Annotated in this window: 14 protein-coding genes; 13 read left to right on the top strand and 1 reads right to left on the bottom strand. The window is 65.6% G+C overall.

Annotated features, from left to right (window positions below; genetic code table 11):
- The 4 genes from serC to AC04MI_RS17725 all read left to right on the top strand — a co-directional run.
- Nucleotides 1-1102 (top strand): 3-phosphoserine/phosphohydroxythreonine transaminase (gene serC / locus AC04MI_RS17740; protein WP_476498283.1); only part of this gene is annotated, 1102 nt, incomplete at its 5' end.
- 65 nt (nt 1103-1167) lie between these two features.
- Nucleotides 1168-2265, top strand: coding sequence for a prephenate dehydratase (gene pheA, locus AC04MI_RS17735; RefSeq protein ID WP_476498282.1), 1098 nt, complete (start codon nt 1168-1170; stop codon nt 2263-2265).
- Nucleotides 2266-2277: 12 nt separating this feature from the next.
- Complete coding sequence (locus AC04MI_RS17730; RefSeq protein WP_015014432.1) at nt 2278-3150, top strand: prephenate dehydrogenase; 873 nt, start codon at nt 2278-2280, stop codon at nt 3148-3150.
- A 135-nt stretch (nt 3151-3285) separates the two neighbouring features.
- Nucleotides 3286-5328, top strand: a complete 2043-nt coding sequence (locus AC04MI_RS17725; protein ID WP_476498281.1) for a bifunctional 3-phosphoshikimate 1-carboxyvinyltransferase/cytidylate kinase — start codon at nt 3286-3288, stop codon at nt 5326-5328.
- Between the two features lie 72 nt (nt 5329-5400).
- Here AC04MI_RS17725 and AC04MI_RS17720 read toward each other — a convergent pair whose 3' ends face one another.
- Complete coding sequence (locus tag AC04MI_RS17720) at nt 5401-5622, bottom strand: hypothetical protein (protein WP_476498285.1); 222 nt, start codon at nt 5620-5622, stop codon at nt 5401-5403.
- On the opposite strand from AC04MI_RS17720, the gene rpsA reads away from it, so the two are divergent.
- From rpsA to AC04MI_RS17675, 9 genes are all read left to right on the top strand, one after another.
- Nucleotides 5524-7209: a 30S ribosomal protein S1 gene (gene rpsA, locus AC04MI_RS17715; protein WP_476498280.1), complete on the top strand. Its 1686-nt coding sequence runs from the start codon at nt 5524-5526 to the stop codon at nt 7207-7209. The two genes, AC04MI_RS17720 and rpsA, sit on opposite strands and share 99 nt — an antisense overlap.
- Nucleotides 7210-7294: 85 nt before the next feature.
- Nucleotides 7295-7627, top strand: coding sequence for an integration host factor subunit beta (locus AC04MI_RS17710; protein ID WP_476498279.1), 333 nt, complete (start codon nt 7295-7297; stop codon nt 7625-7627).
- Between the two features lie 132 nt (nt 7628-7759).
- Nucleotides 7760-8089: a LapA family protein gene (locus tag AC04MI_RS17705; protein WP_436077139.1), complete on the top strand. Its 330-nt coding sequence runs from the start codon at nt 7760-7762 to the stop codon at nt 8087-8089.
- Entirely contained in the window at nt 8079-9236 is a 1158-nt protein-coding gene (gene lapB / locus AC04MI_RS17700) for a lipopolysaccharide assembly protein LapB (protein WP_476498278.1), read from the top strand. The genes AC04MI_RS17705 and lapB overlap by 11 nt, the downstream gene beginning before the upstream one ends.
- A gap of 37 nt (nt 9237-9273) precedes the next feature.
- Nucleotides 9274-9729, top strand: a complete 456-nt coding sequence (locus AC04MI_RS17695) for a ComEA family DNA-binding protein (RefSeq protein ID WP_436077138.1) — start codon at nt 9274-9276, stop codon at nt 9727-9729.
- 342 nt (nt 9730-10071) lie between these two features.
- Nucleotides 10072-13017: a monovalent cation/H+ antiporter subunit A gene (locus tag AC04MI_RS17690; protein ID WP_476498277.1), complete on the top strand. Its 2946-nt coding sequence runs from the start codon at nt 10072-10074 to the stop codon at nt 13015-13017.
- Entirely contained in the window at nt 13008-13373 is a 366-nt protein-coding gene (locus AC04MI_RS17685; protein ID WP_015014440.1) for a Na+/H+ antiporter subunit C, read from the top strand. Before AC04MI_RS17690 ends, AC04MI_RS17685 begins: the two co-directional genes overlap by 10 nt.
- A 160-nt stretch (nt 13374-13533) precedes the next feature.
- The gene (locus AC04MI_RS17680) at nt 13534-15255 is read left to right on the top strand and encodes a monovalent cation/H+ antiporter subunit D (RefSeq protein ID WP_476498276.1); all 1722 of its coding nucleotides are present in this window, start codon (nt 13534-13536) and stop codon (nt 15253-15255) included.
- A 38-nt stretch (nt 15256-15293) separates the two neighbouring features.
- Nucleotides 15294-15755, top strand: a 462-nt coding sequence (locus AC04MI_RS17675) for a Na+/H+ antiporter subunit E (protein WP_476498284.1), incomplete at its 3' end; no start/stop codon positions are given.

The following is a 15755-nucleotide window of genomic DNA, read 5'->3' as shown; positions in this document are numbered from 1 at the left end:
CCCTTACAACTTCTCCGCAGGCCCCGCCGCCATCCCCTCCGAAGTCCTGCAACAAGCCGCTGCCGAGATGCTGGACTGGCACGGCAGCGGMATGRGCGTGATGGAAATGAGCCAYCGCGGCAAGGAGTTTCTGTCCATCTACGAAAAGGCGGAAACCGACCTGCGCGAGCTGCTGGCCGTGCCGTCGCATTTCAAGATCCTCTTCATGCAAGGTGGTGGCTTGGCCGAAAACGCCATCGTTCCGCTCAACCTGTCGCGTGCCGGCGTGGTCGATTTTGTGGTGACCGGCAGCTGGAGCCAGAAGTCGCAAAAGGAAGCACGCAAATATGCGTCCGAAGTCAACATCGTTGCCACGGGTGAAGAGACGGGCTATACCACCGTGCCGGACCCAGCTTCGTGGACGGTGAGTCGGGGCGCGAGCTACCTGCACCTGTGCAGCAACGAAACCATCCACGGCACCGAGTTCCACCAGCTGCCCGACCTCAAGGCGCTGGGCAGCGATGCACCGCTGGTGATCGATTTCTCCTCGCACGTGGCCTCGCGGCCCGTGGACTGGAGCCGTGTGGGCTTGGCTTTTGGCGGCGCTCAAAAGAACCTGGGGCCCGCAGGCCTCACGCTGGTGATCGTGCGCGACGACCTGCTGGGCCATGCCCTACCCGCCTGCCCCAGCGCCTTCGACTACAAAATCGTGGCCGACAACCAGTCCATGTACAACACGCCGCCCACTTGGGGCATCTACGTCGCTGGGCTGACCTTCCAGTGGCTCAAGCGCCAGACCGAAGGCAGCCTGACTGGCGTGGCCGCCATGGAGCAGCGCAACATYGCCAAGGCCASGCTGCTGTACAACGCCATCGACCAATCACAGCTGTACGTCAACAAGGTGGCGGCCAACTGCCGCTCGCGCATGAACGTCCCGTTCTTCCTGCGTGACGAAAGCCGTAACGACGCCTTCCTGGCCGGCGCCAAGGAGCGCGGGCTGCTGCAGCTCAAGGGCCACAAGTCCGTGGGAGGCATGCGCGCCAGCATCTACAACGCCATGCCATTGGCGGGCGTGCAGGCGCTGGTGGACTACATGCGAGAATTTGAGCAAAAGCACGCCTGAGCGCGCACCCGACACGACAGCAACAAAAAACGGCTCCCAGAGCACGCACCGCTACCCCACCGTCCATGAACAATCCGCAAGCCTCACCCGACCTCGCCAGCCTGCGCGTGCAGATCGACAGCATCGACCAGCAACTGCTCACGCTGCTGAACCAGAGGGCGCTGGTGGCCGAACAGGTGGGTGAAGTCAAGAAACGTGAGGGCACGCCGTTCTTCCGCCCCGACCGTGTGGCGCAGGTCATCGACAAGATCACCAACGCCAACCCGGGCCCGCTCAAGGGTGCGCACGTGGCGGCGATCTGGCGCGAGATCATGTCTGCCTGCCTGGCCCTCGAATCACCCCAGCGTGTGGCCGTGCTGGGCCCCGAGGGCACGTTCTGCGAGCAGGCCGCGATTGAATTCTTCGGCGGTGCCGCCGACCTGATGTACTGCGCCAACTTCGACGAGGTGTTCCACGCCACAGCGGCGGGCAGTGCCCAATATGGCGTGGTGGGCGTAGAGAACTCCACCGAGGGCGTGGTCACCCGCTCTCTGGACTTGTTCCTGCACACCCCTACGCATGTGGTGGGCGAGGTCAGCCTGCTGGTGCGCCACAACCTGCTGCGCACCAGCAACTCGCTCGAAGGCATCGAGGTGGTGCTGGCCCATCCGCAGGCACTGGCGCAGTGCCAGGCGTGGTTGTCCAAGCACCTGCCGCACGCCGAGCGCCGCCCGGTGTCCAGCAATGCCGAAGGCGCGCGACTGGCCACCACCAACCCTGCCTGGGCGGCCCTCTCCAGCGAGCGTGCGGCCACTCAGTTCGGCTTGCACATCGTCTCCCATGCCATCCAGGACGACGCCTACAACCGTACCCGCTTCGCCATCATCTGCCTGCCACACACGCTGCAGACGCCGCCTCCTTCGGGCAAGGATTGCACCAGCCTCGTGGTGTCGGTGCCCAACCAGCCTGGCGCCGTGCATGACCTGCTGGTGCCGCTCAAGACGCACGGCGTGTCCATGACSCGSTTTGAGTCGCGCCCKGCSCGCACSGGCCAGTGGGAGTACTACTTCTACATCGAYCTSGACGGCCACCCCGCCCAGCCCCATGTGGCACGGGCGTTGGAAGAACTGCGCAGCCTGTGTGCGTTCTACAAGGTCCTGGGCACTTACCCCGTGTCATCCTGAGGAGCAGCCGCCATGTTTGAACAATTGGGACTGATCGGCTGTGGGCTCATGGGAGGCTCATTCGCCCTGGCCATGAAGAAGGCCGGGTTGGTCAAACGCGTGGTGGGCTACAGCAAGTCGCCCTCCACCACCGACCGCGCCCGCCAGCTGGGCGTGATCGACGTCGAGGCGCCTTCCGCGCTACTGGCCGTGGCGGGCGCCGACATTGTGCTGGTGGCAGTCCCCGTGGCAGCCACCGAGGCCACCCTCAAGGCCATCAAGCACCTTGTCACCCCCCAGATGCTCATCATGGACGTGGGATCGACCAAGTCCGATGTGGTGCAGGCCGCACAGCGTTCGCTGCGGGACCAGGTGGGCTCATTCGTGCCCGCACACCCCATCACGGGGCGGGAAGTGTCAGGTGTGGAACACGCCGAAGCCGACCTGTACAGCGGGCGCCAGGTGATCCTGACTCCCACCGAGCGCACCCTGACGGCCCAGCTGCAGGACGCCGAAAAGATCTGGACTGCGCTGGGCTGCCGCGTGACCAGCATGTCGCCGGAGTCGCACGACGCGGCCTTTGCCGCCGTCAGCCACCTTCCCCATTTGCTCGCGTTTGCAATGATGAACAGCATCACGGGCCAGACGCACGGTGACGACTTTCTGTCCCTCGCAGGCCCCGGATTCCGCGACTTCACCCGCATTGCCGCCAGCGACCCCAAGGTGTGGCGCGACATCCTGCTGTCCAACCGGGACGAGCTGATTGCCCAGTCCAAGCTGTTCCAGCAGGCCCTGCGCAACATCGAGCAGGCCATGGAAAAAGGCAATGCCCAGGCGCTTGAAGACATGCTGACCTTGGCCAGCGAAACCCGTGCGCATTGGCGCATGGGCGCGAAGAGAAAATAACCCCCTGAGTCGCCTGCGGCGCCTTCCCCCAAAGGGGACGCACTCGGTGGCCTGGCAAAGCCAGTTCCACGGGTGCACTGGGATGGGCCTGCGCCAGTAATGACGGGCGCTTGCACCAATGGACGAAAGACACTGATGTACAGCACCGCATTCCTCGATCTCCCCCCTTTGCAAGCCGCTGCAGGCGAAGTCCACCTGCCGGGCTCCAAGAGCATCTCCAACCGGGTGCTGCTACTGGCCGCGCTGAGCAACGGCACCACCACCGTGCACGACCTGCTGGCGTCCGACGATACGCGTGTGATGCTGGACGCCCTGCGCCAGATCGGGTGCACAGTGGATGAAGCGGGCAGCACCGTGCGCATCACGGGCCTGGGTGGCCGCCTGCCCCAATCCCCCGCCAAGCTGTTCTTGGGCAATGCGGGCACGGCCATGCGCCCGCTCACGGCGGCGCTGGCGCTGCTGGGCGGCGAGTTCGAACTGTCGGGCGTGCCGCGCATGCACGAGCGCCCCATTGGCGATCTCATCGATGCGCTGCGCCAGCTGGGCTGCCAGATTGACTACCTGGGCAACGACGGCTACCCACCGCTGCGCATCGCGCATGCCCAGGGGGTTCCTGCCCTGGCGCTGACAGAGCCCATCCGCGTTCGCGGCGATGTATCCAGCCAGTTCCTCACTGCCCTGCTCATGGCGCTGCCGCTGGCGGCCGGCGCGCAGGCCATCGTGATCGAGGTGGTGGGCGAGCTGATCTCCAAACCCTACATCGCCATCACGCTGCAGCTGCTGGCGCGGTTTGGCATCGTGGTCGAGCACCAGAACTGGCAGCGTTTCACCATCGCGGCGGGTAGCCGCTACCAGTCGCCCGGCAGTATTCATGTGGAGGCAGACGCCTCATCCGCTAGCTATTTCATAGCGCTTGGAGCAATAGCGACTCGCGCTACTGGCCAAAACGATGCCAAATCCGGCATCAAGATACAAGGCGTGGGCCTGAACTCGATCCAGGGCGATATTCGCTTTGTCGAAGCGGCCCGGGCCATGGGCGCGGTGATCACCGGGGGCCCCAACTGGCTGCAGATCGAACGCGGCGCCTGGCCSCTCAAGGCCATYGACCTGGACKSCAACCACATCCCYGATGCSGCSATGACGCTGGCCGTGATGGCSCTSTATGCCGASGGCMCSASCACSCTGMSCAACATCGCCAGCTGGCGSGTSAAGGAAACCGACCGCATCGMCGCCATGGCCACCGAGCTGCGCAAGCTCGGCGCCACGGTGGAGGAAGGTGCGGACTACATCCGCGTGACGCCTCCCGCCCAGTCCGCTGACTGGAAAGCCGCCAGCATCCRCACCTACGACGACCACCGCGTGGCCATGTGCTTCTCGCTGGCCGCCTTCAATCCGGCGCGTCTGCCGGTGCGCATCGAAGACCCCAAGTGCGTAGCCAAGACGTTCCCGGACTATTTCGAGGCGCTGTTCTCGGTCGCCCAGGTCGAAACCTCTCACATCCCGGTGATCTGTATTGACGGCCCGACAGCCTCGGGCAAGGGCACGGTGGCGGCGGCGGTGGCGCAACGGCTGGGCTATCGCTTTTTGGATTCCGGCGCGATGTACCGCATCACCGCCCTCGCCGCGCTGCGGGCGGGTTTCGCCATCGATGCGGACCACGAAGCTCGTATCGCCACCCTGGCCCAAACTCTGCCGGTGCGGTTTGAGGGCGGCAAGGTGTGGCTGGGCAGCGACGACGTGACCGAGGCCATCCGCACCGAAGAAGCCGGTATGAACGCGTCCCGTGTGTCCGCTCTGCCTGCCGTGCGCACGGCGCTGGTGGACCTGCAACACAGCTTCCAGCGCCTGCCGGGGCTGGTSGCCGATGGCCGCGACATGGGCACCGTGATCTTCCCCGAGGCCCCCTTGAAGGTGTATCTCACGGCCAGCGCCGCCTGCCGCGCAGAACGCCGTTATAAGCAGTTGATTTCTAAGGGTTTTTCGGCTAGTATCGAAGACCTTCGCGCAGATTTGGAGGCGCGCGACGCCCGGGACAGTTCCCGTAGCGTTGCACCCTTGAAGCCCGCGCAAGACGCTCTGGTCCTGGACAACTCCGATTTGACGATTGAACAAGCCGTCGAAAAGGTTTTGGCCTGGTGGCAGGAGCGCCAGCCCTTCGCAGCTTCTGCGCAGCGCTGACAATGTGGAGCCCTCGGGCTCCAGGCAGTGCCGAAAGGCCTTGCCACAGGCCCACGCAGCCCCCATCGCGCGTCAGCGCACAGGTTGTGTGGATCGATAACCTAACCCGCGGCTCTGCCGCAAAAAACCACCGCAAGCAGCTATAAAAACGGTAGCAATGGTGCTGCCGGAATCCTGTTTGTGGCAAGGAAACACATGTCCGAATCTTTTGCCGCCCTTTTTGAAGAATCCTTGCAGCGCACGGAAATGCGCCCAGGCGAAGTCATCACCGCTGAAGTCGTGCGCGTTGAGCACAACTTCGTGGTCGTGAACGCYGGCCTCAAGTCCGAAGCSTAYGTGCCGMTSGARGAGTTCAAGAACGACAAGGGCGAASTCGAAGTCCARGYSGGYGAYTTCGTKTCSGTKGCCATYGGCWSCRTYGAAAACGGCTACGGCGACACCATCCTSTCGCGCGACACCGCCAAGCGYCTSGCTTCSTGGMTSRSCCTGGARAAGGCCCTGGAATCSGGCGAMTTCGTCACYGGCACSACCAGCGGCAAGGTCAAGGGCGGCCTSACCGTKCTSGTCAACGGCATCCGCGCMTTCCTGCCSGGYTCGYTGATCGAYACSCGTCCGATCAAGGAYCTGACSCCGTACGARAACAAGACCMTSGAATTCAAGGTCATCAAGCTSGACCGCAAGCGCAACAACGTSGTGCTGWSSCGCCGYGCYGTGGTSGAAGCCWSCATGGGCGAAGARCGCGCCAAGCTGATGGAAACCCTGAAGGAAGGCTCCATCGTGCAAGGCGTGGTCAAGAACATCACCGAATACGGTGCGTTCGTGGACCTSGGYGGCATCGACGGCCTGCTGCACATYACCGACATGGCATGGCGCCGCGTGCGTCACCCCTCCGAAGTGGTGACCGCTGGCCAGGAAATCACYGCCAAGATCCTCAAGTTCGACACCGARAAGAACCGTGTCTCGCTGGGTCTGAAGCAAATGGGCGACGACCCATGGATGGGCGTGAACCGCCGCTACCCSCAAGGCACCCGCCTGTTCGGCAAGRTCACGAACATTGCCGACTACGGCGCRTTCGTSGAACTCGAACCCGGCATCGAAGGCCTGGTGCACGTSTCYGAAATGGACTGGACCAACAAGAACATCGCTCCCGCCAAGCTGGTTTCGCTGGGCGACGAAGTCGAAGTCATGGTTCTGGAAATCGACGAAGACAAGCGCCGTATCAGCCTGGGCATGAAGCAGTGCAAGGCCAACCCATGGCAAGAATTCGCRCAGRACACSAAGCGCGGCGACCGCGTCAAGGGYCCGATCAAGTCGATCACCGACTTCGGCGTGTTCGTGGGCCTGGCTGCCGGCATCGACGGCCTGGTGCACCTGTCTGACCTCTCGTGGAACGAACCCGGCGAAGCCGCTGTTCGCAACTACAAGAAGGGCCAGGAAGTGGAAGCGATCGTGCTGGCCGTGGACGTGGACCGCGAACGCATCTCGCTGGGCATCAAGCAGCTCGACRGCGAYCCRTTCACSACCTTCRYSACSGTGAACGACAAGGGCCAGAYSGTGACCGGCAAGGTCAAGACSGTKGACGCCCGYGGCGCTGARATCGACCTCGGCGAAGACATCRTMGGCTACCTGCGYGCTTCGGAAATCTCSCGCGACCGCGTSGAAGATGCCCGCAACGTGCTSAAGGAAGGCGACGAAGTCACSGCCRTSGTSGTGAACGTGGATCGCAAGACCCGCAACATCCAGCTGTCGATCAAGCAAAAGGACATGGCTGACGAACAAGGCGCCATGGCCAACCTGAGCCAGCAATCGAGCCGCGAAAGCGCCGGCACGACCAGCCTGGGCGCCCTGCTGCGCGCCAAGCTGGACAACTCGGAAAAGTAAAGCGCTGACCCGTTAAACGGTCAGACAGCGGGCGCCTCGGCGCCCGCTCTTTTTTCAGCCAAGACTGCCTATGTCCCAAGATTCCATGACCCGCTCWGACCTCGTCGAAGAACTSGCMGCSCGYTTCGSSCAGCTSACSCACCGCGATGCCGAATACGCCGTCAAGACCATYCTGGACGCSRTGRGCGASGCSCTGGTGCGYGGGCACCGSATCGAGATCCGSGGCTTYGGCAGCTTCTCGGTCAACCACCGCCCTCCCCGCATGGGCCGCAATCCACGCAGCGGCGAGGCCGTGGCCATTCCCGAAAAGCGTGTGCCCCATTTCAAGCCGGGCAAGGCCCTGCGCGAAGCCGTCGACAAACGCACGGCCGAAATGGAAGAAAAGGCACCGCCCGCAACGGGCACCCTGGGCAACTGATATCAAATTGATAGCAGCAAGCGCATGATTCACTAGCGCCTGCTGCCGTTTTGACTTGTATTGACCTGAGAGACGGCATCCACAGGCCCCCTGCGCCAAGCTCTTAGAATCGCCCCACCACTGGGGAGACCGATGAAATACCTCCTGTGGCTGCTCAAGGCAGCCATTTTTTTTACGCTCTTCGCCTTCGCGCTGAACAACCAGCAGGATGCGACCGTGCATTTCTTCTTTGGCACGCAATGGCGTGCGCCGCTGGTGCTGGTGGTGCTGACCGCATTTGCCGCAGGTCTGGTCGTTGGGGCCTTGGGCATGGTGCCGCGCTGGTGGCGCCACCGCAACGCTGCACGCCGCGCCCAGGCAGCAGTCGTGGTTGCACCAACGCCCGTAACGGCCCCCGCCGCCAGCGCCACCCCGGCAGCGCCCCCACCACGTCCTGACCTGCCTTCGATCCATGGAATTTGACCTGAGCTGGATACTGCTGGGCCTGCCCCTGGCGTTTGTGCTGGGCTGGCTGGCGTCGCGTTTTGACCTGCGCCAGCTGCGCGCCGAAAACCGCCGCGCCCCAAAGGCGTACTTCAAGGGTCTGAACTTCCTKCTCAACGARCAGCAGGACCARGCCATCGACGCCTTCATCGAGGCCGTGCAGAACGACCCCGACACSYMSGAGCTGCACTTCGCSYTSGGCAACCTGTTTCGCCGSCGSGGCGAATACSASCGTGCSGTGCGYGTGCACGAGCAYCTGCTSKSGCGCGGCGACCTGAGCCGYASYGACCGCGARCGCGCCCAGCAYGCGCTGGCGCTCGACTTCCTCAAGGCCGGGCTGCTCGACCGCGCCGAAGATGCGCTGCAGCGCCTGGAGGGCACCCCGTTCGAGGCCCAGGCCCGCCTGGCGCTGCTGGCCATCTACGAACGTTCGCGCGACTGGCCCCATGCCGCCACCATTGCCCGCAAGATGCACGACGCCGATCAGGGCGACTTCAGCACCCGGCAAGCCCACTACCTGTGCGAGCAGGCGCTGGCGCTGAGCGCGCAAGGCGACCTGCCGGGCGCTCAGGCCCTGCTGGACCAGGCAGTGGCCGCGGCTCCCGAGGCCGCGCGCGCGCGCATTGAACTGGCGCGCCTGCAACGCCTGATGGGTCAGCCGGCTGCCGTGCTGTCCACACTCAAGGCGCTGGGCGAGCGCAACCCCGCAGCGCTGCCCCTGGCCGCCCCGCTGATGGTCGAGGCTGCCACCGCTACCGGCCGCACCCAGGAAGTGCATGCCCTTTTGCAGGCGCACTATGCGCAAGCGCCTTCGCTGGACGTGCTGGAAAGCATCGTGGCCATGGAAGCCGCYGACGAGGCCACCCGCCCATCCGCCCGCCAGCGTTATGTGGAGCACCTGGACAAGGAGCGCTCCCTGGTCGCTGCCGCCAAATGGCTGGCCACCGAAAAGCTGGAACACGAAGAATTCCACCCCCAGGTTCAACGTGCCCTGGACCATGCCGTCAAGCCCCTGACCCGCTACCGATGCGCGGCCTGTGGCTTCGAGGCGCGCCAGCATTTCTGGCAATGCCCCGGCTGCCAGACCTGGGACAGCTACCCCGCACGCCGCGTCGAAGAACTCTGACCCAAGCCTTCATCCCCAACGCTGTAAGACCCTTGCCATGCTGAAGAAACTGCTGACCCTGCTGGTTGCCACGCTGCTCGCCACCGCCACCTGGGCCGCCGTGGATGTGAACACCGCCACCGAGGCCGAACTGGACGGCATCAAGGGCATCGGGCCCGGCCTGTCGGGCCGCATCCTCCAGGAGCGCCAGAGTGCCCCCTTCAAGGACTGGGCCGACTTCATCGGCCGTTTGGGCGGCGTGGGCAACAAGAGTGCCGTCAACTTCTCCAAAGAGGGCCTGACCGTCAACGGCAAGAAGTACAGCGCAGCAGCCGCCGCCAAGGCAGAAGCCAAATCCAGTAAAAAGCACAGCAGCTCCCAGGCAGCAGACCGCAAGGCCCGTGGCAGCGCTGACAAGGAGGCCGCAACGGCAACCACGCCAGCCACACCACCCGCCACGGCGACTGCGGCACCGGCCGCGCCAGCACCGGCAACCGGCGCTAGCAAAAACTAAGCACGCTTCACAAGTAGCAAGCCCGCTCCAGCGGGCTTGTTTTTTTGCGGCAGGGCATGCGCGACAGCAAGGGGCGGGCAGGGTTTTTAGGCGCTGCCCCCAGGGCGTGTTCCCCTTCAATTCCCCCACGCGAAAGCCATCCAGGCCGTGCAGTGCCAGGCGCCCTGAGCGCCGTGTAGCGTGGCTACACAAGCGAAGGGCAACGACGCAATGTGTGGCTTGGCCGGCTTTCCCTTCGGGCTGGCTGCGCAATGCGGCGTCTGCTTTGTCGGGCATCCATCCGCATTGCACCGCCAGCGCGTGGGGGAATTGAAGGGGGACACGCCCTAGAATCAATCGCGCATGCCCCTGATCACGCTCATCCTTCTTCCCTTCATCGGCAGCCTGCTGGCAGCGGTTCTGCCCTCCAACGCCCGCAATACCGAGTCCACCCTGGCAGGACTCATCGCCCTGTTCTGCACCGTGCAGGTGGCGCTCTACTTCCCGCAGATTGCAGACGGCGGCGTGATCCGGCAAGAGCTGGCCTGGCTGCCCGMGCTSGGSCTSAACCTCGTSWTCCGCATGGACGGCTTTGCCTGGMTGTTCTGCATGCTGGTGCTGGGCGTGGGCAGCCTGGTGGTGCTGTATGCGCGCTACTACATGTCTGCGGCCGACCCGGTGCCGCGCTTCTTCTCGTTTTTTCTGGCCTTCATGGGTGCGATGGCAGGCGTGGTGCTGTCGGGCAACATCATCCAGATTGCGTTTTTCTGGGAGCTGACCAGCCTGTTTTCCTTCCTGCTGATCGGCTACTGGCACCACCGCAAGGATGCGCGGCGCGGGGCGCGCATGGCGCTCACCGTCACCGGCACAGGGGGGCTGGCCATGCTGGCGGGCATGCTGGTGCTGGGGCACATCGTTGGCAGCTACGACCTCGATCATGTGCTCGCCGCCGGCCAGCTCATCCAGAACCACGCGCTGTACACCACCGCGCTCGTACTGATTCTGCTGGGCGCGCTCACCAAAAGCGCGCAGTTCCCCTTCCACTTCTGGCTGCCCCACGCCATGGCCGCGCCCACCCCTGTGTCGGCCTACCTGCATTCGGCCACCATGGTCAAAGCGGGCGTGTTCCTGCTGGCGCGCCTGTGGCCCGCGCTGGCGGGCACCGAGCAGTGGTTCTGGCTGGTGGGCGGCGCGGGCCTGGCCACCTTGCTGGTGGGCGGCTACGCGGCCATGTTCCAGAACGACCTCAAGGGGCTGCTGGCGTACTCGACCATTTCGCACCTGGGCCTCATCACCCTGCTGCTGGGCCTGAACAGCCCGCTGGCCGCCGTGGCGGCCGTGTTCCACATCATGAACCACGCCACCTTCAAGGCCTCGCTGTTCATGGCCGTGGGCATCGTGGACCATGAAAGCGGCACGCGGGACATCCGGCGCCTGTCGGGCCTGCGCACCATGATGCCGATCACCGCCACCCTGGCCATGGTGGCCAGTGCAGCCATGGCGGGCGTGCCGCTGCTCAATGGCTTCCTGTCCAAGGAAATGTTCTTTGCCGAGACGGTGTACGTGAACACCACGCCATTGCTCGAATGGCTGCTGCCGGTGGCCGCCACGGTGGCCGGCATGTTCAGCGTGGCGTACTCGCTGCGCTTCACGGTGGATGTGTTCTTTGGCCCGCCCGCCACCGACCTGCCGCGCCCGCCCCATGAGCCGCCGCACTGGATGCGCGTTCCGGTCGAACTGCTGGTGCTGGCCTGCCTCGTGGTGGGCACGTTGCCCGCATGGTCGGTGGGGGCCTACCTGGCCGCTGCCGCACGGCCCGTGGTGGGAGGCGAGCTGCCCACCTACAGCCTGGCGGTCTGGCATGGGTTCAATACCCCCTTTGTGATGAGTCTGGTGGCTTTGGGCGGGGGCATCGCGCTCTACGCACTGCTGCGCTGGCAGCGCGAAAAGGGTGCCATCGATGCGCCACCCGTCATGCGCCGCATCAGCGGCCAGCGGGCCTTTGAGGCCACGCTGGCCGTGCTCAGCCTGATGGGCCGCAATGGCCGCCGCCTGCTGGGCACCGGTCGCCTGCAGTGGCAAATGCTGTGGCTGGTGTGCGCCGCGCTGGTGGCAGGCACCCTGCCCCTGTGGGCGCGGGGCCTGCCCATTGGCGACCGGGTGCAGCTGCCGCTGTCCCCCGCCTTTGCGCTGCTGTGGTTGCTCGGTGCCGTGTGCGCCGTGGCGGCAGCCTGGCAGGCCAAATACCACCGGCTGGCGGCACTGACGCTGCTGGGTGGCTCCGGGCTGTGCATGTGCCTCACGTTCCTTTGGTTCTCGGCGCCCGACCTGGCGCTCACACAGATCGTGGTGGAGGTGGTGACCACCATCCTCATTCTGCTGGGCCTGCGCTGGCTGCCGCGGCGCGACGAGAGCCTGCGCGTGCCCACGCTGGCCGAAGAGCGCCGCACCCAGCTGCGCCGCTACCGCGACATGGCGCTGACGTTGGCTGCGGGTGGTGGCATGGCGCTGCTGTCGTTCGCGATGATGAGCCGCCCCTTCCCCGACAGCACCTCCACCTTCTTTCTGGAGCGTGCGCTTACCGAAGGGGGCGGCACCAACGTGGTCAACGTCATGCTGGTGGACTTCCGGGGCTTCGACACCTTTGGCGAGATCGTGGTGCTGGGCATCGTGGCCCTCACGGTCTATGCGCTGCTGCGGCGCTTCCGCCCTGCGCGCGAGGTGATGGACCTGCCGCCCCAGCAGCGCGCACTGCCCGCCGATGTAGACACCGACCTCGCCAACCCACGCCAGACTGCCGACACCGCCGTGGGCTACCTGATGGTGCCCGCCGTGCTGGTGCGGCTGATGCTGCCGTTTGCCACGCTGGTCGCGGTCTACCTGTTCATGCGCGGCCACAACGAGCCCGGCGGAGGCTTTGTGGCGGGGCTGGTGTTCTCGGTGGCCCYGCTGCTGCAGTACATCGTCTCGGGCACCTCGTGGGTCGAGGCACATCTGCCGCTGTACCCGCGCCGCTGGATCGGTGTGGGCCTGCTCGCCGCACTGGCCACGGGCCTGGGCGCACTGGCCTGGGGCTATCCGTTTTTGACCAGCCACACGGCGCATTTTTCGCTGCCCGTGGTGGGTGAGATCCACGTGGCCAGCGCGCTGTTCTTCGACATCGGCGTGTTCACCCTGGTGGTGGGCTCCACCATGCTSATCCTCACCGSSMTKGCCCACCAGTCGGTGCGCAGCCACCGCTACAACAACGCACGCACGGCCGAAGAAGCCCAGGCCGCCGCCACACCGGGAGAAGGTCCATGGAACTGATACTGGCCCTGGCCATCGGCGTGCTCACCGGCTCCGGCGTGTGGCTGCTGCTGCGGCCCCGCACCTTCCAGGTCATCATGGGCCTGTCGCTGCTGTCGTACGCGGTCAACCTCTTCATTTTCAGCATGGGCCGCCTGGGCCTCGCGATTGACAAGGAGCCCGTGCTGCAGCCCGGGGTGCCTCAAGACCTGGCCCACTATGCCGACCCCATGCCCCAGGCGCTCACACTCACGGCCATCGTCATCGGCTTTGCCATGACCGCCCTCTTCCTCGTGGTGTTGCTGGCATCGCGTGGCATGGCGGGCACCGACCATGTGGACGGCACCAAGGGTAAAGACGTGCAGGAAATGCCATGACTAGAGAACACCCCCCTGAGCGGCTTCGCCGCTTCCCCCCGCTCTCGCAGCGCTGCGCACTGCGGGCAGGGGGACGCAGCCCTCGATGCGGGGCGGCCCTTTCTCGGCTGCCCTGGCCTGGGGCGTGCCGGTTTCATGCGCAGCGTCTTGGACCAATCACATGACACTCATGCACATGCTGCTTGAGCGGCTGATGCCACACCTGATCCTCGCGCCCATTGCGCTGCCCCTACTCACGGCCGGGCTCATGCTGCTGCTGCGCGAGGAACGTCAGCGCACCAAGGTCACGCTCAACATCACATCGACCCTGGTCGGCCTGGTGGTGGCTGTGTTGCTGCTGGTGCAGGCCAAGGAGCCCAGCGTGCAGACCAGCCTGGGCGTGTACCTGCCGGGCAACTGGCCGGCGCCGTTCGGCATCGTGCTGGTCATCGACCGCCTGTCGGCCATGATGCTGGTGCTGACCAGCACAGTGGCGCTCGCCACGGTGCTGTTCTCGGCCGCGCGCTGGCACCGGGCGGGTGTGCACTTTCACCCGCTGTTCCAGTTCCAGCTCATGGGGCTGGCAGGCGCGTTCCTCACGGCCGACCTGTTCAACCTGTTTGTGTTCTTCGAGATCATGCTGGCGGCGTCCTACGGGCTGCTGCTGCACGGCTCGGGCCGCCCGCGCGTGTCGGCGGGGCTGCACTACATCGCCATCAACCTCGCCGCCTCTTCGCTGTTCCTCATCGGGGTGTCGATGCTCTACGGCATCACCGGCACGCTCAACATGGCCGACCTGGCCCAGAGCATTGCGGGTGTGGCCGTGGCAGACCGGGGGCTGCTGCATGCGGCCGCTGCGATTCTGGCGGTCGCGTTCCTCATCAAGGCCGCCGTGTGGCCGCTCAACTTCTGGCTGGTGCCTGCCTACAGTGCGGCCACGGCGCCCGTGGGTGCGCTGTTCGCGCTCATGACCAAGGTGGGCGTGTACAGCGTGCTGCGGCTATGGACGCTGCTGTTTGGCGCCGAGGCCGGTGAATCCGCGCTGTTTGGCAGTCAATGGCTCATTGGCGGTGGCATGCTGACCATGGCCTTTGGTGCGATCGGTATGCTGGGCTCGCAGCGGTTGGGGCACCTGGCAGGGTTCAGCGCCGTGCTGTCGTCGGGCACGCTGCTGGCCGCCGTGGGCTTTGGGCAAAACCTGCTCACGGGCGGGCTGCTGTACTACCTGCTCAGCTCTACCCTGGCCGTGAGTGCGCTGTTCCTGCTCACCGACCTGATCGACCGCTGGCGCAACAACGGTGCCAACCTGGCTCCGTATGAGCAGACCGACGACGCACCCTTTCTGTCGGCCGACCTGGTGCCCACCGAGGGCATGAACCTGGACGACAAGGAACAGGCGTTGATCGGCCAGGTCATCCCCGCTGCCGCAGCCTTTCTGGGCCTGGCGTTCATGGCCTGCACGCTGGTCATTGCGGGCCTGCCGCCCTTGCCCGGTTTTGTGGGCAAGTTCGCCATGATCCACGCACTGCTCAACCCGCTGGGGCTGGGCGCGGCCCAGGGCATCCGGCTGGGCGCTGCGGGCTGGATGCTGGTGGCGTTGCTGGTGAGCTCGGGGCTGCTGGCGCTGCTGGCACTCACACGCGCGGGCATTCGCCATTTCTGGTCGGCCCAGGGCCGCGCGTCACCGCAGCTTTTGGTGCTGGAGGGGCTGCCCATTGCGCTGCTGCTGCTGGCCTGTGTGGCGCTGGTGTGGCAGGCTGGGGCGGTGATGCGCTACACCCAGGCCACGGCCGATGCCCTGCATGCGCCCGGCACTTACGTGCGTGCGGTGATGACCGCTGCGCCCGTCGCGGCTTCGCCTGCGGCGATGCCTGAAACCACGCCCACGGGGGACAAGCCATGACCCAACCTGCTCAACCTGCGGCGTCCAACGCCCCCGCCATGCCGCCACGCCCGGGTCTATTGCGGCGCCTGGTGCCTGCCCCGTTGCTCTCGCTGGCGCTCCTGGGCCTGTGGCTGCTGCTCAACCGCAGCCTGAGCGCGGGCCACTTCGTGCTGGGCACGGTGCTGGCACTGGCCATCCCGCTGCTCACCGCCGGGCTGCGCCCGCTGCCGGTGCGCATCCGCAAGCCGGGCACCGTCTTGCGCCTGGCACTCACGGTGGTGGCAGACACCACCCGGTCCAACCTCGCGGTGGCCCGCCTGCTGCTGGCGCCCGGCCGCAGGCGCCACCCTGCGGGCTTTGTGCACATCCCGCTGGACGTGCGGGACCCCAACGCATTGGCCGTGCTGGCGATGATCGTGTGCATCACACCCGGTACCGCGTGGGCCGAGATTTCTCTGGATCGCAGCATGCTGTTGCTGCACGTGCTGGAGTTGGACGACCCCGCCGCGGTGATCGCT

Source organism: Acidovorax sp. LjRoot204 (assembly GCF_056175785.1).
The sequence above is the reverse complement of the archived record's forward strand: the minus strand, read 5'-3'. Positions and strand labels throughout refer to the sequence as shown.

What these genes read in the sequence shown, in the direction of transcription:
- AC04MI_RS17695 (WP_436077138.1), top strand. Translation starts at nt 9,274, where the DNA reads ATGCTGAAGAAACTGCTGACCCTGCTGGTTGCCACGCTGCTCGCCACC.
- AC04MI_RS17680 (WP_476498276.1), top strand. Translation starts at nt 13,534, where the DNA reads ATGACACTCATGCACATGCTGCTTGAGCGGCTGATGCCACACCTGATC.
- AC04MI_RS17685 (WP_015014440.1), top strand. Translation starts at nt 13,008, where the DNA reads ATGGAACTGATACTGGCCCTGGCCATCGGCGTGCTCACCGGCTCCGGC.
- AC04MI_RS17705 (WP_436077139.1), top strand. Translation starts at nt 7,760, where the DNA reads ATGAAATACCTCCTGTGGCTGCTCAAGGCAGCCATTTTTTTTACGCTC.
- AC04MI_RS17730 (WP_015014432.1), top strand. Translation starts at nt 2,278, where the DNA reads ATGTTTGAACAATTGGGACTGATCGGCTGTGGGCTCATGGGAGGCTCA.